This window comes from Bacillus sp. FSL R9-9497 (assembly GCF_038005805.1).
In the GTDB taxonomy this organism is placed as follows: Bacteria; Bacillota; Bacilli; order Bacillales; family Bacillaceae_G; genus Bacillus_A; species Bacillus_A cereus.
This window is the reverse complement of the sequence record NZ_JBBOTY010000002.1, coordinates 553734-573723: the sequence shown is the minus strand read 5'-3', so window position 1 is coordinate 573723 and position 19990 is coordinate 553734. Positions and strand designations below refer to the sequence as shown.

Below are 19990 nucleotides of genomic sequence, written 5' to 3'. Positions count from 1 at the left end.
AACATCGAATAGTACCGAATCAATTAAATCGGGAATTTAAACAAAATACCCCAGGGAAAACACTTCTTACAGATATCACCTATTTAGTTTACGGTAAGAATCAAAGGGCCTATTTATCTACAATTTTAGACGGCTCAACTAATGAAATTTTAGCTTACCATGTTTCAGAACAGATGACGTTAGAGCTCGTAACGACAACTCTCCATAAACTAAAAAGGAATCCGCGGATTCGATTGACTGACGGTGCTTATATTCATTCAGATCAAGGATCCCACTACACAAGCCCTACCTATCAAAAGCTAGTTAAAAAGCTAAACCTTGGACAATCCATGTCAAGAAGAGGAAACTGTTGGGATAACGCCCCACAAGAATCATTTTTTGGTCATCTGAAAGATGAAGCTCATATAAAACCTTGCGTGTCCTTTAATGAATTGAAACAAGAGATTAAGAAATATATGACGTATTATAATCATTATAGATATCAATGGAATTTAAAAAAGATGACTCCTGTTGGATACAGAAATCATCTTCTTGATGTTGCCTAACTTTTTTCAAAATGTCCTTTACAAAGGGTACAGATTATAAATCTAGGGGTACTTTTTTATAAATGAATTTAATAGATTCTTGTAATGGATAGTCTCGCCACATAGCCATCGAGTTAAGAAAAGCAAATACCTTAAAAACGGATATTTTATGCGTTTTACTTTTTATTGTTTTGGGATAACTGTTTTTTTTAGCTTGATAACGATGCGACGAGACGCCTAGAAGAACATTTTAAATACTCTTATTGTTTTTTAGTAACATATTTAATTCTTTAGCATCTTTTTTTGTATTTAAATAGGATATAAGCCAAGAAAATGCATATATCAAAACTATACTTTCGAAAAAATCAACAGTTGGAAAGGTTGCTATCCAATGGTTATATATAGATATAAGAAAAATAACTAAAATCATTATGAAAAAATGAATTACTAAAGCAAATACATAGCTTATTCTTTCAACATCAAAAATAAATGTGAAAATACCTGCACAAGCAGAAATTAACAGAACACTTATTATTTCAGTTTTTGTAATAAAGGTACTATTGTTTCTCGATAGTAAAACTATCATATATATAAATGATCCCGTTCCTAAGCCTTTATATAGTCGTTCTTTTAATTTCAATATTTTTTTCCTTTCGTATTTTTTTATGACTGTAAGGTAATATTCTTTAATTTTGATTGCATATAAAATGTATATAAGATTCCTCCAAAAAATAAACCTACAGACAATCCACTTATAGCAGAATACATTACATTAAATGCAATATCATCATAAAATGATAAAGATACTTCTAAAGTTACATTTAAAAGATATTTCACAAAAAAGTTAATCAAAATAATTATTAATGGCAAATAACATTTCTTTCTAAAAATAACTGTGTCTTGTTTAAAATAAATTTGATATTTTTTATATAACAAATATCCAATTAAAATGCCTGGAAGAATGAAAATAGTATAGCTTATTAAACAATACCCTAGGTGAGAAAATTTATTAATAATTTTCTCCAAACCCCACATCATAAAAATCACAGGAACAAGAAACATTTTAGACAAATTAATCGGTCTTTCTTGAGAAATAGCAATACCTCTTTTTATTAAAATAAATAATAATATCCATACCCATAATGGAGTTCTTATAAGCACTTCTTTAATCATTGTATCTCCTCCTTTGTTTTTATTAATATTTACATTAAAGGAGATATAAAGAAATACGTTTAAACATAAGTGGTAAAAATCAATACATATGTGGTTATTTAGAATACTGTTTTAACTTTTTTTTTAAAGAAGAAACATATTTTCTTGATACAATTAAATTTTCGCCATTTGAAAGCAGTGCCTCTAGATTTCCACTCGTCTTAGCCGAGAATTTATTTAAAAAATGGATATTGACAATTGTAGTCTTTGAAATTCTAATAAAGTTATCTGGAAGTGTATATTGCAATTTATATAAAGGACTTTTCATCTCAAATATATTTTCTTTTGTATAAATAAACACTTTTCTTTCAAGGTATTCCAAATAATAAATAATTGAACAAGAGATTTTTTCTTGTTCATTTTTGTGGATAGAATTTACTATTAAATAATCATCAGAACTATTCTCTAGTGTGGATACCATATCTAGAATGAAAGATGTAACTTTATGAACGTAAAAAGTACAAGATTCTTCTTTAAGTTTTTCAATGATGTTAATGTTTACTTTCATTTGTTATCCTATGTTCCTTTCTTCAAAATACATTTTATCGTTAGTTTGAAACACAGTTTTATCAAATTCAAAATAGTATTTTATATGAATATTATTAAGAAATCTATCAACATATCTCATTTTTCATCGCACCTTGTTTATAAACATCGTAACATTATTTTTAAAACACAACTTACCATATTACCATCAATTTAAGAAATGTATTCTTCTCTAAAAGGATAAAATTGTGTTGGAAATATAAAACGGAGATATTCCCGTTTTGAGGTATCTCCGTTTTGTTAGCTTGATGACAATGTTTCCATACCCCTACAATTGACTTATGGGACAACCTCATTTTTCACCTTCTATTCTAACTAACAAGTCGCGAAATTCGTTTCTTCTGCCATGAAAGTTTATAGTATCCGTATTGCAAAAGTAAACTCACAATAAATGCAGCTGGATATCCAATCCATATTCCTTTTATACCAAAATTTGTATGATAAGAAAGGTAATAAGCAACTGGGACTTCTACAAGCCATATTGATACGACACCGATAACAGTGGGCCATAGTACAGTTCCACTTGCTCGCATTGTCGCACCAATAATTTGAGCATGACCAAAAATTAAGTAACTCCAAAGTGTAATCATCACTAAACTATGTGCAATTTCGATTGTATTCGGGCTCGTTAAGAATAACGCTAGGATTTCTCTTGAAAACAAGTAAATAAGAGTGATTAATATTCCACCAATTATATAGTTCATAACAATTCCAGCGCGAATAACTTTCTGTAATCGATTAAATTGATTCGCACCAATGGATTGTGCAGCGAAAATGGATACTGTAATTCCAAGACTGACTGCCGGCATCTGAACATAACTTGCAACCTGGTTCACAACCCCATATGCAGCAGTCGCATCAGATCCGAAGCGATTCACAAATGCGATTACCGCAATCTCAGATAACGAAATAAGTATCATATTAATACTCGCTGGAATCCCAAGGCGTAATAATAGTTTTAATAAATCCCAATCCATACGAAGATATTTCCGTACTGTCTCATCTAATTGCAGTGGATGATTCTTCTTCTTTAAATAAATAAGCATAACAACAAATGTTACAATGGTTGAGATAACAGAAGCATAAGCGGCCCCATACACATCAAACTTCGGTAATCCTAGCCAGCCAAAAATTAGAATAGGTAATAAAATCATATTTAAAGCTGTACTAACAATTAAGAAATAAAATGGTGTTTTAGAATCTCCTGTACCTCGCATAAATGTTGTATAGGCAAAATATAAGAATAAAACTGGCATAGAAATAAATAAAATACGCGCATAATGCACACTCATATCAATTATATTTTCTGGCGTACCCATAAGGCGCATAATATTTAGGGCAAATATACTTCCCACCACTGCCAAAATAGCTCCTATTATAAAGGTAAAAGTCAGCGTCGTACCAACGATAGCTTTTAAACGATCTTCATTACGGGCACCAAATGCCTGACCAATTAAAATCGAACTACCTGATCCAATCCCAATTACAAATGATACAAGTAAAAAGAATAATGGGAAAAATGCTGAAATAGCAGCTAAATCATTCATACCAAGCCATCGCCCTACCACTACCATACCAAACAATTGTCCAACTGATTGTAATATATTACTTAAAAGCAAGGGAACTAAAAACATAGACATGGATTTCCATATTGGTTGCCCTTGATTTTGTGATTTTTCACTTTCTTGAATATTATCTAAGGATGATTTCAACTTTCTTTTCTCCTTTTATTAGGGGTACTATGTGATTCTAGGAATTGTACACGAAAGACAAAAAGAAATTTTAAACCCAACTTTATTATTTGTAAACATTACCCTATATTAAATAATCAACGTTTTATCATCAATTTCAGAATTAAATTTGGGGATAAAATTTAGCTAACCCTTTTTAAAACGCCCTTCTATATGGATACTTCCCATAGCCATCAAGCTATGTTTTCATCATGTTCCTCAAAAGAGAAAAATTGTATATTTTTACTCCAGAGATATCAATTTTTCTCTTTTGAGGAATGTTTCATTTTACTAGCTTGATGGGCATGTGGCGGTACCCAAAATGTACTTAATTTAGAATCAAACATCAGTTTCATTTAGACTAACCTAACTTGAGTTCCGTCCATAATAAAATATTGAACTATTGTATAATAAGTTAGCTTAATAACTAAAAAATAGAATATAAATCAAACGTATTTATTCGTAATTATTCAACTTCTAGTATCCCAAAAATTAAAATGCTTAAAATGAATAAAGTAAAAAGCAAGATATAAAACTAACTGAATAACAATAAACAACATAAAACTGATAGGTTATTAGTTAGAATTTTTATACCAATCACCACATACTCCACAAATTCCTCAGCCACAATTTTTTAGCAAATAAACCCCTTCTTGAAGGAAATGTATTGCAGGTACCTTTGACCATAGAAATGAATAGTACTCGTCGATTCATTCCTTTTTTAAAATCATTGAATCATTAACTACTATCCTCGCAATATTTCTGTTTATATCCAAACCAATTCCCACGTTAAAAACGACATAGTTACATGAGATAACACATCAAGGACAGTTACCATACACGTGGTGTTCAAGTAGTTGTAGATACTAACTTTATGGATTCTACATCTGCAATGTGATACTAGAGATGTCCTATTTGTTAAAAAAATCCAAAATACGGTCATTTATATATTGAGGATTCTCCATGGATATTAAATGTCCTACATCTTTCACCAATTCTACAGTTAGATTGGGTGATGAATTTTCAGCACATTTGAAAGCTTCTATTGGGTTATACATTACTTCATTCTCTCCTAACATTAACAGCATAGGCGTTTGAATTTTGGCTAACTCTTGATTCGTAAAAATATATGGAAATCCCTGTTCTGTTGGAGTTTCATTTTTCACTGAATTATTCCACATCATTCCTGCTACCAATTGTTCTTGAATAAATGGATGAATAGTGTATCGATTATCAAAAATCCACTCTAAAAATTTCTCGACCCCTTCCCTACTATTCATCATTCCTGAAGCATAGGAAAAAAACAAAGGATAAAAAGGAATATACGTTGCTGCAGGACTCATTATTACGGCCTTATTTACCTTATCTGGAAAAAATGTCAAGAAGTTAACAGTATGCAAAGCACCATATGACAATCCTACAATGTTGGTGCTATTAATTTCTAATGTATGTAATACATCTTTTAACCATAGTGCGTAACTTAAGCGATCTGTAAAGCCCTTTTTTGGAACACTTTTATTTTTATCTCCTAAAATATCAATACACATTATTCTAAAATGTTTACTCCAGTGTAAAATATTTGAATACCACATTGTCGAGCTCATCTTTGCTCCATGGAGTAATACGAGAGGTTGTGCTAATTTATTACCACTTTCAATAATATGAGTCTTCCCTTGAGATGTTTCTACAAAGTAAGATAAAAAACTGGTTGGCCATAATTTTAGACTTTTCTCATAAGATTGTAGATAGTTAGTTTCTTGATATTTTTGTTCTAAAATCTTCATTTTAGTTCCCTCCGTATAAATCATTTTCATAGTTCACTTTTAAAGTCACAGTAGTTTTGCTTTACTTAATACCCATTTTAAATTTAAAGGTTTCAATTTCATCGGCTGCCTTGTTATATCCTCCAGCATTTTTTAAAGATTCTCCAATTCTATGGCTATTTTTTATATAAATATCATTCGATAACACATGCATTGCTGTATTACGTAATATTTCCGGAGTAAGCAAATTACGATCTAACTGGACTCCGGCTTCTAATTCTTCTATTCTTTGAGCAACTATAGGCTGATCTCCCATAACTGGAATAACTAGCATAGGAACACCAAAATATAAGCTTTCACTGGAACTATTCATTCCCCCGTGTGTAATAAATAGATCAGTTTGTTGTAGAATATCTAATTGAGGAACGTAATTATATAACTTAAAATTAGAAGGAATATTATCTAATTGACTAATATTATTTTGTTCCCCTATAGTTAATATGACAGTAACCGAGCTATCTCGAAATGCTTCAAAACATGTGTAATAAAAGTCGGGTTGCTGATTAAATACTGTTCCCATAGAAATAAAAATCAGCTTGTTTCCCTTTTCCTGTTCTAAGGAAAAAGAATCTACATCTTTACGCTGTGCAATAGAGGGCCCGACAAATATATAAGAATCATCAAATTCTTCGACATTTGGTTGATACAATTTTGATGTATATACAATTGTAATATCCCCTGGGCATGTCATCACATTCTGTTTTTCATTAAGAGTAATTCCATAAATATCTTCCCATTTTTTCAAAATACACATGACTTCCTGATATAAAGGGGATTTTTTATTTTCTTCTCCATGATTTTTCATAAGAGTAGAAGCTATCTTTTTAGTAATGGCAAATGTTGTACATGAAGAAATTTTAGGTAATTGTAATACTTCTGCTATGATCCATCCAACAGCGAAATTATTATCATATATAACATAATCGTATTCTTCTTCTTTTACTTCTTCTAAAATTATCTCTATTATTTTATCCATGGATTTTATCATGTGTAATAATAGTTCTTGAGAATCTATTTGCCCACTCATTCTTTTTACCATGTCTATTTGTGATATGAAATTTTCATATGGTCGAAACAAAGCTCCTGTATTCTCTATTTTACTTCTATACTTTTCTACGCAATAGTAAATAACTTCCTCGCCTCTTTTTATTAGTTCTTCGACAAGTGCAATTGTCGGATTAATATGTCCTTCTCCTGGAAAATTAAACATTAGAACTTTTGCCATATTATTGTTCCTCCCCTAAAGTTTAAATAACTATTCTATTATTACTAAGATCAATCACGTACTGATATTTGAAGTAAAGGTAAAGATTTTCTCCTTTCATTTTAATGAAATCACTTGTGCTATTAAATGGAAAAAACAATTAAGAAACAAAGTAGATATAAAAAATCAAATAATTCCCTCTCTCTATTTCTCTCATGTATAATAAAAAATAACTAAGAGTAGAAAGGGCTGAATTATGCGCAGATATCAATATTTTTAATCTACCCATCACCAATATAATGGAGGTAAAAGTATTGATTACAGAATTATACACACAAAGATTACATTTAAGAAAAACAGAAGAATCCGATTCATTAAGCTTATTTAAAATATGGTCTGATCCAGATGTTACGAAATTCATGAATATTATTAATTTCACTACTGAGGATCAAGCAAAAGACATGATTAAATTTCTAAACGAGCTGGCTCAAAGCAATAAAGCGCTCCGATTTACTATTATCGAAGCAAAATCTAATCAAATCATTGGTTCATGTGGTTATAATTTCTTAGATTTCGAAAACTCTAAAACTGAGATTGGTTATGATATTTCAAAAGCATTTTGGGGCAAAGGATATGCACCTGAAGCAATCTCCGCTTTATTAGACTATGCATTTACTAATTTAAAGCTAAACCGCATTGAAGCAAAAGTTGAACCTGAAAATCTAAATTCCATAAGTGTTTTAAAAAAATTAAAATTTACATTAGAAGGAACGCTAAGAAAAAGTGAAAAATCAAATGGAAAATTCATCGATTTAAGTATCTATTCGAAATTAATAACTGATTAATTTCTGTCTCTCCCCCTATACTTCAGTGAAGTATAGGCTCTTTTTATTCCTTAAGAAAATTCAAATTGTAAGTCAATAGAAAATTGATTTCGTTTCTAGTTACTAACCTACAACTCAAAACTGTTTATAAAGGTACACTTTTATAGGCATATCAAATGCTCTCTATATCTTTGAACACGTAATAATAAAAAGCGAACCAAATGGTGTACCTTTTGAAACGTAATAAAGAGAAGAGTTTGCTATGAACTCTTCTCTTTATAAAAACAATGAATAATTTCTATTATTTAATTTACACTCTTCCCTCATAAAAATTTATTTTTTAAAGAGCATAATTATCTGTGTGCTCTTTTCATTTACTATTTTAATAACTATGTTGTTAAACTTCCTCTAACCGCACCCACTTTCACCATTAATATCAAATTAACTTCAGTGCTTTCAGTAAGGCGTGTTCTCTTGACTTGGCATCTTCTTTTGAAAAATGTGCCTCTGGAAACATAGAAGACAAATGATGGTACCCAGGGTAGACATGTAATTCCACTAAAACACCATCAAAAATCAGTTGTTTCGCAAATATTAAGGCTTCGTCTATAAATAAATCAATGGTACCTATATTCATATAAGTCGGTGGTAACCCAGCCAATGACTTTGCACGTGCAGGTACGTAATATTCACTTACTTCCTCCAGACCTAGTTCATGCCCTAATACGGATTTCCAGCCAAAATAATTACTTTGTTTTGTCCAAATAAATTCCCCTGCATAGGGATGCTCTGGTGCAATACTCGTACGGTCATCTAGCATTGGCCTTATTAGTCTTAGATGATGGATTTCGAATTCCTTCTGATCACGAATGTATAGGGCTAATCCAGCTGCCAATCCGCCGCCAGCGCTGCTACCCGCAAGAGCAACTTTCTGCGTATCTATTCCTAATTCCTCCGCATGTTCAATACACCATTTTAGCCCTGAATAGCAATCCTCGAGTTGACTTGGCTGAATATGCTCAGGTGCCAGGCGATAATACACAGATACACAACAAAAACCATGCTGTACAGCCAATGATGCATTGCTTGAACGGTCAACGGCTGGGCTTCCTAAAACCATTCCGCCACCATGGATCGAATAAAATAAGGGCATCCTATAATACTTTGATTGAGTTGGTTTAATGATTTCTATTCGAATATCCGGACCACCAAAATAACTTGGCACAACCTTTTCTTCAAATGTGACAGGGAACATCTGTGTTATATCTATTTGTGGCATCATTTGTGATTGATTCTTACGTGATTCCATTAGCGTAGATTGGGTAAGTGCGTTTGTTGGTATTAAATCAACTGCCCTGATAATTTCTGGATCAATCAAATGTCTACTTCTGCTTTTTTGCTCCGCCATAGTAAAAATCCCCTCACTTTCTTTTTATAAACATAATTTAGTATTAAAATTTCATTTTGTTTTAATCATGAAACAGGATCTATCCAAACCGTTATAAAATCTTTCTAAGAAATAAAAGTCGGCCACTACATGTATTGTTATATCGTTTTTTTATGTTGCTGACATGTTGTCTATTCATATTTTAAAGTGCCAAATAATCTTCTTAAATGGAAACAATGATTTAGAATCATTATTTCCTATTTTTTTATATAAATAAACAATTTGGTTCTGTTGCAAAGTTTGTTAAATATTATCTGATTTTGATTAAAAGCACTTTGCAGTCTTCAGGTCTCTTGTTTTGCTTAGGTAAAAATCGATTGTATTTTCTTTAAAATCAACAGCACAATACAGATACTTCCATTGACCTTTTACTTCGATATAGGTTTCATCGACTCTCCAGGAGTCATTTATTTTTTTTAGGTGATATCGGATTCGTTTGTCCAATTCAGAACTGTACTGATGAATCCAACGGATAATCGTTATATAAGAAATAGATAAGCCCCGTTCCTCCATTATTTCCACTGAATCACGAAAACTGAGGTTGTACCGTAGGTACCATCTTACCGTTAACAAAATAAGACTGAGAATGCTTTCATTTGAATACATTTTCCTTTTCCACACCAATCACGCACCCTTTCTAAAGTAATAGTATCAGTATGTCCAAGGTTTATAGATTCATTGCAATGGTCCTTAAGTTTTTGCACCAGAATCAATATAACTGCCCTCAAGATGAAGACTTACTTTTCGTAACAAATTATAAAAGGAAATATACGCAGTTAACTGTTAGAGCTATACAGAAGTTAAGTGATAAATATTTAAGTGCATTTGATGAGAAGCATAGCCCTCATCAAATGCGCCATACCTATGCTATAAATCACTATAAAGAAAATAAGGATCTGGTATTGTTACATGATCAACTTGGTCATACTTCTGTCGAGGTGACCAGTATCTATACGAACATCAATAATGAGAAGAAACGTGAGGCGATTGAACGTTTAAAAAGAAGGCAATTTGAATAGTATCAACTCATCCATTTTTATTAATCAAACTTGCATATTTTATGTAATACAAAATGTATGTTACAATATCCTCTTCATCCTTAATTAACTAGGGCTTTCATCCGTTTAGAAAACCATCGTAATAAAAAATACGATGGTTTCCTTGTATTTTTTATTTTGCTTTATCACAAGGTAATTTTACGTTTATATACGAAACTTCATAACTTTATTTCAAATCTACAAAAGATGTTTAAAAAAGTAGAGTGACATAAAACGCTATGTCTCTCTACTAAATACTACTTTCTACAACTAACAAAATATTTTTACTAATTCTTCTGCGCAAATTTTAATGTATCAATGATGGATATCACGAAAAACCTCCTTCAATTTTTCATCTGCACGGTCTGAGAAAAACATATCTAAGTTAGCTTGAGTAATGGCTGCCATTTCTCCAGCGTATGCAAACATTTTGTCTTCATAGATTTTAATTGCATCATTCAAATTAGAATGATTAATGATGGACAGCGCTAGTTCTGCGCCATCCAGCATGGCCAAATTTGCTCCAGCACCAGCAAAAGGAGACATTAAATGAGCGGCATCACCGATAAGCGTAACTCCAAATCTATTTTCCCATCGGTGATGCACAGGGAGCATATAGATTCTTCTAGGGATTATTTCTCCATTCGCACATAAAATATATTTTTTAAAATCGTCCGACCAATCATCGAAATATTCCAACAATTCTTTTTTAGCCTTCTCTGGTTCATGAAAGGGAATGCCACATTCATCTAAAAAATTGTAACTCGTTCGGAACCCTAAATAGATGCGAATTCTACCGTCACCGTTTACTTGAGCCACAAGTGTTTTATTGTCCCCCATTGCAAACATAGAGCCACTGCCATTAAATTTTAAAATGTCTGGATGCTGGTCAGCGACATTCATTATACTTAATTCAATCATGCTAATACCAGAGTATTTGGCACTGGCCTTGCTTACCAGAGGTCTAATTCGTGAGAAAGCACCATCAGCTGCAATGACAAGATCCACAGTAACTTTTTCTCCATGTTCGAATTGAAGTTCATATTGATGATTTGCCACAGGGACAGCCTGAATTAACTTATAGCCCCATTGAACGGAATTGGGGTGTAGAGAATTTAATAGCAAATTTCTTAGATCCATTCGGTCAATCTCGGGTCTGGAATTTTCCTCTTTATCCTGGAAATCATTCTTATAGCGAAGGTGACCATTCTTATTCATAATCCTTAATTCCTGTCCTTCATAACGGCAAACTTTTTCAAATTCTTTCATCAGTCCAGCCACTCGTAGAGCTTTTTGACCTGTATGAAATTCCAAGTCAAGCGTTCCTCCTTGAGATCGTTCAGTTGACGAAGATTCACGTTCGTAAATCAAAGGTTCAAATCCTGCTTGCTGCAAAATACGTGCAAGAGTTAATCCACCTGGACCAGCTCCAATAATGGCGATTCTTTTTTTTGAGTTGTACATAATAGTAGCCCCCTTTTGTATTTTATAATAAGCAATGTTCACTTTAGTATCAATACATGGTTTGTTTGTGAATTAATGTAAACTCGATATACTGATACTTTCCTATTGAGATATGGCAAAGGCTCAAAAAATACCCCCTCATACCTGAATTTTTTTATTTAAGGGATTACTTATGCTAATTATCAAAAATACGATTTACCCTAGAAATTTTTGCATCGCAGTATACCGCTTATTTATTTTCCCTTTGTAATACTTCTCCAGATTCTGGTCCTTAAGTTTTTGCATCAGAATCGTCTATCATGAGACAGTATCTTTGATAAACAATAATCTTTTTATGCAATATTGCATAAAAAACACCTGTCAATTTTGCTATAATTTCAAGAGTAAACTGTTGCATCCAACATTTTATAATCTTCTATATTCATTAATATAGAAACCCTAATTAAAGGCGAAAAGGGAAGAATATTGGTGGTTCTTCCCTTTTTGCTTATTTTTTTAACAGTCTAATGTTTTATTCTATAGTCTAAACTATTTTTATTAATGAAACCTATTAAAATTCAAACATACAAACTTGAGTTAGCAAACTAGAGATAAACACTTCATTATTTTTTCTGCTATATTGAAAAGTTCCTACTCTAAATACAATAAGAAAAGCAAAAAGAACTTGTAGGAATCCTACAAGTTCTTTTTGCGGTTACAGCCAATACACAGGACACATAAAATATCTGGTTATTCATATCGGGGAAACTATCTTATATATGGTTTGATTCCATTATACAGCAAATTGCAATTCTTTAAGATTTTATTTTTGAAAATTCTGTGAATTAAAGAAATGAGATGTTATAGCGAGCTATTAATCCCTAAAAATACCACTTATGCATTTTGTATAAAATGTTTTGAATCAATATCTATACCATAATAAATTATAAAAAATGTAAGTATAGGTAAATAGAGAAGAATGTAGGATTCTTACAGAAACATGTATAAAAATATTCAAGATTAATTAACTATAAGAAAATGAGTTTTACGTTATAACTAACTGTAATTCTTGAATATATGTAAATGGAGTATTCTTATTTTTTTATTTATGTGATGAAGAAATTTGGTGTAGGAGAATTAAACAAACGTTTGTTTTAAATATTTTAGTTATGAATCTATATGTGAGATATGGATGATGAGTTACAGTGTTCAATTGTTTGCTTAGTAAATTTCTCAATTATTATATAAATTTTATATAGCAAAGAAAAAAGCGCCCGCTATCGGTGCTTCCTCTAAAAATTTATCGCTACAAGTTCTTCTTAATGCTTTTTCTTCATGAGATGTAATTAATTTTTGAACTTTTCCAATATTCGTAACCACTATTTGTAATTCAATCCACATTTTGTTGATACTATTACAGTTACAGGTGTGTTAAAATTCATTTGAAACATTGCTTTTGGGAATACAATTGCTACTATACTTGCAATTTATTTTCTACAAACTGATTGGGTTTTAACCCAAATTGCGGTTTTATTCCGTAATCCTTAACAAATTGTTAAGGACCTTTTTTTATTTGTCCTTTGGTTGCGAAAAAATAAAGTTTTAAAAGGGGGTCCGCCAGCATTTCAGAAAAACCCCACGTTAAGCAAATTTCAACACAAAACTTAGTTGTTTGTAATATCAAAAAAAAATGTTTCCTTTAGTCCCTTTTTTCCGTCAGAGGTGATTTTTATTGCTCTTGTTTTAGGTAAACGTTGAACCCAATTTAATTCTAATAGTCTTTCTAGTAGGGCATTTCCTAATGCTCCCGCAAGGTGGTGACGTCTTTCACTCCAATCTAAACATTTATGTGTGAATGAACGACGTTTTTTCTTAATCTTTTCAAGATCAATTTGAAAATTTGTAAAGAATGACTCTCCTTTTTCGGTAACAGTAAACCCGTCCTCTTCTTCATAAATAACACCCATTTTAATTAAACAATCTGTTAATTGTACTCCTAAATTCCCCGCAAGATGATCATAACATGTTCTTGCAAAACGCATCGCTTTATCTTCCGAAGCCTGTTTTAATGATTTAATTTCAATTGGTGGAGCTATTGATAAAAATGACTCCATAACTTGAGCAACTTCCGAATTTCGGATTCCATAATATCGATGTCTCCCCTGTTTCTCAACTGTAACTACATTTGCATCGACCATTTTTGTCAAATGGAAACTAGCCGTCTGTGGTTTGATTCCTGCCATATATGCTAATTCGCTTGCAGGATGGAATCTACCATCTAATAAGACAGTTAATATTGCTGCACGAGAAGATTCACTCACAAGAGTAGCAATCATTGCTACATTTGGATTTGCGTTCATTTTAATTCCCCCTAATGTAATCCATATTTCGATGATAATCGAAATGTTTATATTCTACAATAAATAAGGAAGAACATATGAATAGGAGGAGTAATAAAGATGAAAAAAATGGATCAGGTTCCAAACACAGAAATTATTAAACCTAAAATTCTATACTATGGAACTCCTGTGATTTTATTAAATTCACTAAATGAAGATGGAACAGTAAACATTAGCCCTATGTCATCATCATGGGCATTAGGAGATTGTATTATATTAGGAATTGGACTTGGCGGGAAAGCTATCGAAAATTTAGAACGACATCCTGAATGTGTAATCAATGTTCCAAGTCCTTCATTATGGGAGAATGTTGAACAATTAGCCCCCTATACAGGGAAAAATCCCGTTCCAGATTATAAGAAAAAGAATGGATTTACATATGAAAAGGAAAAATATGATATTAGTAGATTAACACCTACTGAGTCTACATCGGTAAAACCTACTCGAATTATGGAGTGTCCAATTCAAATTGAGGCAAGGGTGAAACACATTCGAATTCCTGATTACTCTCCTGATTTTGCAGTTGTTGAGACACAAGCTATACATGTACATGCTCATAAGGAAATAATTCTTGAAGGAAATCATATTGACCCAAATAAATGGAGCCCACTTATATATAATTTTCGTCATTATTTCGGTCTTGGTAACCAGTTAGGTAAAACCTTTCGATCCGAAATATAAATATATTATCTTTTAATGTGGACAATCCGTAGTAAGAAACCGAATTCCACCTGTTAAGGAATTCGGCTTCTTTATTATTTTTTCTTTTGCTAAGAAGTGGTATTTCAATTTCCTTATAGCATCCAATACAACACAATGTCATTTATGTTGCATCAAAACTAAAAAAGACTAATGTAAATGGGTGTTAACGCAACACAATTTAAATTAGCGTTAAAATGGCTTAAAAATCCTTAGCGTGGTTTTTTCCGTTTCGCGGTCTGTACCTCATCGCTATCAAGCTAAAATTTTATAGAGCCCCCAAAACGAAAAATTTACGTTATTTATAGAAAAAAGTTCATTTTTATCGTTTTGGGTGATACTTCAAAATATTAAGTTACTGATGGCGCAAGTCCTAAATAAATCCTAGATACTAGTACTAATTAGTCTGTTTATTTTGCTTAACTAATAAAGAGAATCATATTAACTCAAGCCCTCTATACTTCTCGACAAAATATATAATATCCTCCACGGGCCATTCGTACATCTGCACTATACAATGTATCTTCTAAATAAAAAGTAATCGGTTTTGTTTTACTTTCAAACCTTAATTTCTCCTTAGACTGTATAGCATAGGTTTCAACAGCTGAACAAATTGTTTTAGGAGATGGATAATGAAGAGAATCATCTAGTTCAATATAAAAGGTTTTTCTTAATAGTTTTTTTAAAAATCTTTGCTTTTTCATCCTAATCTACTCCCCCTTCACCCTTAATATAAATCACTATTCTGAATCATCCATATTATACCATAAAATAACTCCTATTTTTGAGTATGATTACTGGTAGGGGATTTGGTTAGCCTCCAGGAACTTAAAGTAATTAAATCTAGAAAAGTGAATTACTTGGATTAATAGAAATGGGGTCCATCCCATTTCTATTAATCTAAAAAACAAAATACCCCATAAAATGAAAAAATACGTCATCCTTTCCTATGACTCTACAGAAAGAATAGCGTATTTTTTAGAAACATCGTGACTTTCTTCCAAATATACATCAAGATGTCAAATTTTTAAATAATGCTTCCTATTCAAAAATACAAATCTTTTCTTTTAGTTCATCTAAATGAGGAAACTGTTCTTTCATATCAAAAGCTCCTTTTTCATAGGCAGATAAACTGTATTGCAAACCTTGAAGTAAATCAATTTTTGGTACAGGTAGTTCATGTTCACATAATTTAGAAATATCCATCACATAAGGAACATCTCTAAATGGGAAATAATCTCTTACACTTAGATTTAAGGCTGTTATTATTTCTTCATCTATTTGTTGAACAGTAATCTCTTTAGAAGTAATTCTTTCGAATATTTTTGTTAGTTCTATCCAGGTAACTGTTTCTGGATGAGTGACATTAAATGCCTTCCCATTAACTTTTTCATTTGTTAAAGCAGCGATTAAAATATTATTTAAGTCATCGATATAGATAAATTGCTCTTCATTTTTAGAATTTTGGTAAGAAAATGCTTTGTTCATTAAATGCACAATCCAAAAAATAATTTTCACGATATAGGTTATTTCCTTTACCGTAAATATATGTAGGTCTAAAGATAACAAAGGGAACAATTTTTTCTTCAAATAAATAATCCTCGGCTTCTTTTTTATGCAGTCCATATTCTTTCCAGTTTATATTCCAACCTCTAGGTGTTTCTTCAGTCAACACCTGATAATTATCATTGTAAACAGCACCAGAACTTAGCAAAATATATTTTTTTAAACTTGTTAGATTTAAACTATTTAACAACATTTCTACATCTTCTTTTGTATAAGCAGAAACATCAATGACATAATCATATTCTTTATTCATTAAATATTTCTTTAACATTTCTTGATTATGGCGATCACAGATAATATGTTCATGATATCCATCAAAATTAACTACCTTTAATCCTCGTGTAATAAAATCGACTTGAAATCCTCTTACAATGAGTTCTTTGACTACTGATTTACCAACAAATTCTGTTCCACCCATAACTAATACAGTAAACATAAATACCCCCATCTCTTTTAGTTTATCTCCATTTTACAAAAGCTATTACTTCGCCTACTGACAGGAATACTCCCCTTTCTTTTCCCTCATAATTCCATTTTATCAAAAGTTATGTATTTGTTCATCTTGTATACCCTATACATTATTAGTTAAAATAACGTCTGATTATTGGTAGTATACAAAAAATTCATATCTCTACTGTTATTTATAAGAATTCATGTCATTTTTCCGTTTTGGGGTATGTGCTTTTCTTAGCTTGATAGCAATGGGGTAGCACCACATCACCATCAAGCTAAGGATGCCAAGAGGATATATGTGAGTGTTATTTCTTTAAATCTCTACGACTATACTAAAGATATGCATAGCAAATAAACCTATTAAATAGATGTTTTAAAAAATATTATGCAACTTTGAAACTTTGAGACAACGTGCAATCATACACAACACCTAAGATATCAAAGACTGTTTTCTTTTCGTACCGGTGAGATTTTCGCCCGTTTTTCTCTAAAAGAAAAAACAAACGCAGTAAAATTTTTAATAATTCATGGGTGTCCTTTTGTAATCCTTCATAAAACAACAGATAATAATTCTTTATCATATAGATGGATTTATATTCACTTAACTCTTTCTTTTTTTTATCCAAGAGTAACTGACGCATTTGAAACATCGTTGATGAACAGAGTAAAATACTAATGAGTTGTCCATATAAGTGGCATTCTAAGCGTTCTCTCTTAATTTCTTTGCACTTGTGAATTTGAAAGAATGACTTCCATGTTTTAAACAAAATTTCAATTTGCCAGCGTAATGAATACAAGTCATGGATATGTTCCATTGGAACATTTTCTATAGAAAGATTCGTAATATACACGTTGATTCCACTCAACCGTTTACTTCGTTCTTTGTAGGTAATACCTTTCTTTTTTTCTTTTTTAGCTTGTTCTTTCAACCTTTTGTCTGTTTGTTCCTTTGTTAATCGATGAATAATAACACGAGCTGGTAATTTTTGATACTGTCCAATGTATGCCTCTGAAATCTCCATTGTTTGACCAGGGAGTAATTGATTCATGAGTCCTTCCATATCTAACTGAATATAGAGTGTTCTTTTCTTCGCGATTCCATTTCGAAAATACTCTGGCTCATCATTCTTACGATAGATTCGAGAATTTAATTTCAAACGTGAGACATAGTAAGCGTCTTTATCATGGATCTTCTGTAAGTCATGTAAGTCGAAATAGCCTAAATCTCTTATGCACAAGTCTTTTGGTTGAATGGTTTGTAGGTTTGTTGAACCGAAGGTTTTATCATTTTCTCTTCCTTCTCCTACATAAACGTGCAGGAACTTCCCGCTTAATAGGTCATACTCCAATTGAATTTTAACTCCTGCCGTATGGCTACTTCCACCCGAACCTTGATAATGTGAAGCAAACTTATCTGGAAGCTGAAATGTTGTAGAATCTAGAATCCGAATGTGCTTAAAAGTCGTGGTATATTGATGAATTATTTCTTGTGTTGAATGAATTCTTTGAGTTAGAAGGTTAGCTAGAACTTGTTCAAGAAACTGTACTGCGGAAGCATTAAATCGTTGGTTAAGCCCTTCAGGGCTGATAAGAACACCTGTAGATACTTCAAGACAACTACATAATTGTGTGAGTGATGTACTTGCAACCTGTTGGCTAAGCCATACACATAAAGCAACTAATTCCTTTGCTTGATATTTACTCTTTCGATGAACGAATCCTATTTCTTTAGCTAAGTGCTCTAGAACATGGGGAGACATATGTCGTTGCAATTCTTCAGCAATTGGTTGAAGTTCGTCAAGAATCGGAAGATCCATAAAAAAACGCCATCCTTTCCTATAATCCTACAAAAAGGATAACGTCTTTTTTTCTTTATGGATAGTGCGAAACCTTAGATTGATAGCGATGTGGCGGTAACCTATGCAAATAAATTTAAACATTCAGAGTTTATCAAAAACGAAAAAATGAGATGACTTCTCAAAATAACTAACTGTAGAGAAAGAAAAATTTCATTTAGTGGGTACTTCAAAACCTTAGCTTGATGGCGATGGGGTCACCATATCAAAAAAAGAAAATTGTGCGTATAGTGTAGCCTTGGAATAAAGTTGGATTAAATTAACTTAATAAACCCTGATAAAAGATGCAAATAGAAAAAGTTTGATAATTTTTGCGATCCTTACTCAATTAATGCGCCCTTTGGCTGAAGAAGGGCACATCAGTCTATCACTGATTTTTCTTTTCTAATTTTAATTGATTAACAATGTAAGATACTAATGTAATTAACGGATTAATAATAGTCTTAGATGTTTTATACTCAACTTGCTGAGATGCATCAACCATAGATAATTGAGCAACGGAGATAACTTTCTTTGTATCTTTAATGATTTGATTTAAGAACTTTGCAATTTCTTGGTCGTATTCTTCTTTTAGTCCTTGCATTATCAATTCAAAAGTACTATTTATAACAATAACCTCTAAATCTAAAGATTTTTGATGATTATTAGCATGATGTTTAAGGCGTTCTACCGTACCTTCAACAGTTGCAGGATTTGTAAAAAGAATGGTCTGAGGCTGCTGTATATTGCAGAGGTAATCAAAGAATGGTTCATCAATTTTAATAATTGGCACTGAAATTGAGAGTTGGTCTTCCTGTAAAATTGCAATATAGTTTGTGCAAGTAATAAGGATAGCATCAACATTACATTGGGCAATCCATTCTATTTGCTCTTTAACTTTAAATTGAGCATCTGATTCTTGAAAATTTTCATTTAATGTAACTCGATACATTAAAGCTGGGTCAACAAAATGTATTAATTCAATGTTAAATAGGGAAAATGCGTTTTCTATATATTCTATATTTGAATAATGGGCGTGTAAGCACCCTAATCTTTTTCTCAATTCCATTCCACCTCTATTATATTTCTGCTTATTCTATCAGTATGCGCATCCAAATGTCTATAAAAATTGAGATTGAGACCTTTCCTCTTATTCCACAATATGGTCCTTTAGTGCAGGAACTTTATTGCTATTCAACGATTCCTTAATCCGCCTTTCAGTACAGATCTTCTATTCACTATAAAAAC

General features: G+C 31.8%; 17 protein-coding genes and 2 pseudogenes. 4 read left to right on the top strand and 15 right to left on the bottom strand.

The window, feature by feature from the left end; genetic code table 11:
* On the top strand, positions 1-545 hold a 545-nt coding region (locus tag MKY21_RS30250), incomplete at its 5' end, for an IS3 family transposase (RefSeq protein WP_341078468.1).
* Between the two features lie 229 nt (positions 546-774).
* On the opposite strand, the gene MKY21_RS30245 is transcribed toward MKY21_RS30250, so the two are convergent.
* From MKY21_RS30245 to MKY21_RS30220, 6 genes are all read right to left on the bottom strand, one after another.
* Complete coding sequence (locus tag MKY21_RS30245; protein ID WP_087947940.1) at positions 775-1164, bottom strand: DUF3021 domain-containing protein; 390 nt, start codon at positions 1162-1164, stop codon at positions 775-777.
* A gap of 23 nt (positions 1165-1187) precedes the next feature.
* Positions 1188-1697 carry a hypothetical protein gene (locus tag MKY21_RS30240; protein WP_341078465.1) on the bottom strand — a complete coding sequence of 170 codons (510 nt, stop codon included), beginning with the start codon at positions 1695-1697 and terminating at the stop codon, positions 1188-1190.
* A gap of 94 nt (positions 1698-1791) precedes the next feature.
* Positions 1792-2244: a LytTR family DNA-binding domain-containing protein gene (locus MKY21_RS30235; RefSeq protein ID WP_047387505.1), complete on the bottom strand. Its 453-nt coding sequence runs from the start codon at positions 2242-2244 to the stop codon at positions 1792-1794.
* Between the two features lie 349 nt (positions 2245-2593).
* Entirely contained in the window at positions 2594-3922 is a 1329-nt protein-coding gene (locus MKY21_RS30230; protein WP_254241636.1) for an MATE family efflux transporter, read from the bottom strand.
* 1001 nt (positions 3923-4923) lie between these two features.
* Positions 4924-5796, bottom strand: a complete 873-nt coding sequence (locus MKY21_RS30225) for an alpha/beta fold hydrolase (RefSeq protein WP_098472660.1) — start codon at positions 5794-5796, stop codon at positions 4924-4926.
* 61 nt (positions 5797-5857) lie between these two features.
* Positions 5858-7060 (bottom strand): macrolide family glycosyltransferase, encoded by a 1203-nt coding sequence (locus MKY21_RS30220; protein WP_088361292.1) that lies wholly within the window; start codon positions 7058-7060, stop codon positions 5858-5860.
* A gap of 293 nt (positions 7061-7353) precedes the next feature.
* Between MKY21_RS30220 and MKY21_RS30215 the strand changes: the two genes are divergently transcribed.
* On the top strand, positions 7354-7884 hold the full coding sequence (locus MKY21_RS30215; RefSeq protein WP_000627284.1) for a GNAT family N-acetyltransferase: 531 nt from the start codon (positions 7354-7356) through the stop codon (positions 7882-7884).
* 415 nt (positions 7885-8299) lie between these two features.
* Here the strand turns inward: MKY21_RS30215 and MKY21_RS30210 are convergent, their stop codons facing one another.
* Together MKY21_RS30210 and MKY21_RS30205 are read right to left on the bottom strand one after the other, a co-directional pair.
* On the bottom strand, positions 8300-9271 hold the full coding sequence (locus MKY21_RS30210; protein ID WP_000840477.1) for an alpha/beta hydrolase fold domain-containing protein: 972 nt from the start codon (positions 9269-9271) through the stop codon (positions 8300-8302).
* A 306-nt stretch (positions 9272-9577) separates the two neighbouring features.
* Positions 9578-9929 (bottom strand): annotated as a pseudogene (locus MKY21_RS30205) (IS6 family transposase); the annotation flags it as partial.
* A gap of 88 nt (positions 9930-10017) precedes the next feature.
* Between MKY21_RS30205 and MKY21_RS30200 the strand changes: the two are divergent.
* Positions 10018-10329 (top strand): annotated as a pseudogene (locus MKY21_RS30200) (tyrosine-type recombinase/integrase); the annotation flags it as partial.
* Between the two features lie 333 nt (positions 10330-10662).
* On the opposite strand, the gene MKY21_RS30195 reads toward MKY21_RS30200, so the two are convergent.
* A complete protein-coding gene (locus tag MKY21_RS30195; protein WP_098472657.1) occupies positions 10663-11811 on the bottom strand; it encodes an FAD-dependent oxidoreductase in 1149 nt (382 codons plus the stop codon).
* Between the two features lie 1643 nt (positions 11812-13454).
* Complete coding sequence (locus tag MKY21_RS30190; protein WP_341078449.1) at positions 13455-14150, bottom strand: ArsR/SmtB family transcription factor; 696 nt, start codon at positions 14148-14150, stop codon at positions 13455-13457.
* A gap of 99 nt (positions 14151-14249) precedes the next feature.
* Between MKY21_RS30190 and MKY21_RS30185 the strand changes: the two genes are divergently transcribed.
* A complete protein-coding gene (locus tag MKY21_RS30185) occupies positions 14250-14870 on the top strand; it encodes a flavin reductase family protein (RefSeq protein WP_106102825.1) in 621 nt (206 codons plus the stop codon).
* Positions 14871-15343: 473 nt separating this feature from the next.
* On the opposite strand, the gene MKY21_RS30180 is transcribed toward MKY21_RS30185, so the two are convergent.
* The 5 genes from MKY21_RS30180 to MKY21_RS30160 form a co-directional block, all read right to left on the bottom strand.
* On the bottom strand, positions 15344-15598 hold the full coding sequence (locus MKY21_RS30180) for a DUF4318 domain-containing protein (RefSeq protein WP_153019811.1): 255 nt from the start codon (positions 15596-15598) through the stop codon (positions 15344-15346).
* A gap of 331 nt (positions 15599-15929) precedes the next feature.
* Positions 15930-16376 carry a hypothetical protein gene (locus tag MKY21_RS30175; protein WP_341078445.1) on the bottom strand — a complete coding sequence of 149 codons (447 nt, stop codon included), beginning with the start codon at positions 16374-16376 and terminating at the stop codon, positions 15930-15932.
* Complete coding sequence (locus MKY21_RS30170) at positions 16345-16890, bottom strand: NAD-dependent epimerase/dehydratase family protein (RefSeq protein WP_341078443.1); 546 nt, start codon at positions 16888-16890, stop codon at positions 16345-16347. The genes MKY21_RS30175 and MKY21_RS30170 overlap by 32 nt, the downstream gene beginning before the upstream one ends.
* Positions 16891-17290: 400 nt before the next feature.
* A complete protein-coding gene (locus tag MKY21_RS30165; RefSeq protein WP_341078440.1) occupies positions 17291-18724 on the bottom strand; it encodes an IS4 family transposase in 1434 nt (477 codons plus the stop codon).
* A gap of 406 nt (positions 18725-19130) precedes the next feature.
* Positions 19131-19811: a hypothetical protein gene (locus MKY21_RS30160; RefSeq protein WP_002001615.1), complete on the bottom strand. Its 681-nt coding sequence runs from the start codon at positions 19809-19811 to the stop codon at positions 19131-19133.
* Positions 19812-19990 lie beyond the last annotated feature (179 nt).

Bases quoted from the DNA above. Each gene is read 5' to 3' on its own strand.
- MKY21_RS30235 (WP_047387505.1), bottom strand. From the start codon at position 2,244: ATGAAAGTAAACATTAACATCATTGAAAAACTTAAAGAAGAATCTTGT.
- MKY21_RS30185 (WP_106102825.1), top strand. From the start codon at position 14,250: ATGAAAAAAATGGATCAGGTTCCAAACACAGAAATTATTAAACCTAAA.
- MKY21_RS30170 (WP_341078443.1), bottom strand. From the start codon at position 16,890: ATGTTTACTGTATTAGTTATGGGTGGAACAGAATTTGTTGGTAAATCA.
- MKY21_RS30160 (WP_002001615.1), bottom strand. From the start codon at position 19,811: ATGGAATTGAGAAAAAGATTAGGGTGCTTACACGCCCATTATTCAAAT.
- MKY21_RS30210 (WP_000840477.1), bottom strand. From the start codon at position 9,271: ATGGCGGAGCAAAAAAGCAGAAGTAGACATTTGATTGATCCAGAAATT.
- MKY21_RS30225 (WP_098472660.1), bottom strand. From the start codon at position 5,796: ATGAAGATTTTAGAACAAAAATATCAAGAAACTAACTATCTACAATCT.
- MKY21_RS30220 (WP_088361292.1), bottom strand. From the start codon at position 7,060: ATGGCAAAAGTTCTAATGTTTAATTTTCCAGGAGAAGGACATATTAAT.
- MKY21_RS30195 (WP_098472657.1), bottom strand. From the start codon at position 11,811: ATGTACAACTCAAAAAAAAGAATCGCCATTATTGGAGCTGGTCCAGGT.
- MKY21_RS30165 (WP_341078440.1), bottom strand. From the start codon at position 18,724: ATGGATCTTCCGATTCTTGACGAACTTCAACCAATTGCTGAAGAATTG.
- MKY21_RS30190 (WP_341078449.1), bottom strand. From the start codon at position 14,150: ATGAACGCAAATCCAAATGTAGCAATGATTGCTACTCTTGTGAGTGAA.
- MKY21_RS30230 (WP_254241636.1), bottom strand. From the start codon at position 3,922: ATGTCTATGTTTTTAGTTCCCTTGCTTTTAAGTAATATATTACAATCA.
- MKY21_RS30175 (WP_341078445.1), bottom strand. From the start codon at position 16,376: ATGAACAAAGCATTTTCTTACCAAAATTCTAAAAATGAAGAGCAATTT.
- MKY21_RS30240 (WP_341078465.1), bottom strand. From the start codon at position 1,697: ATGATTAAAGAAGTGCTTATAAGAACTCCATTATGGGTATGGATATTA.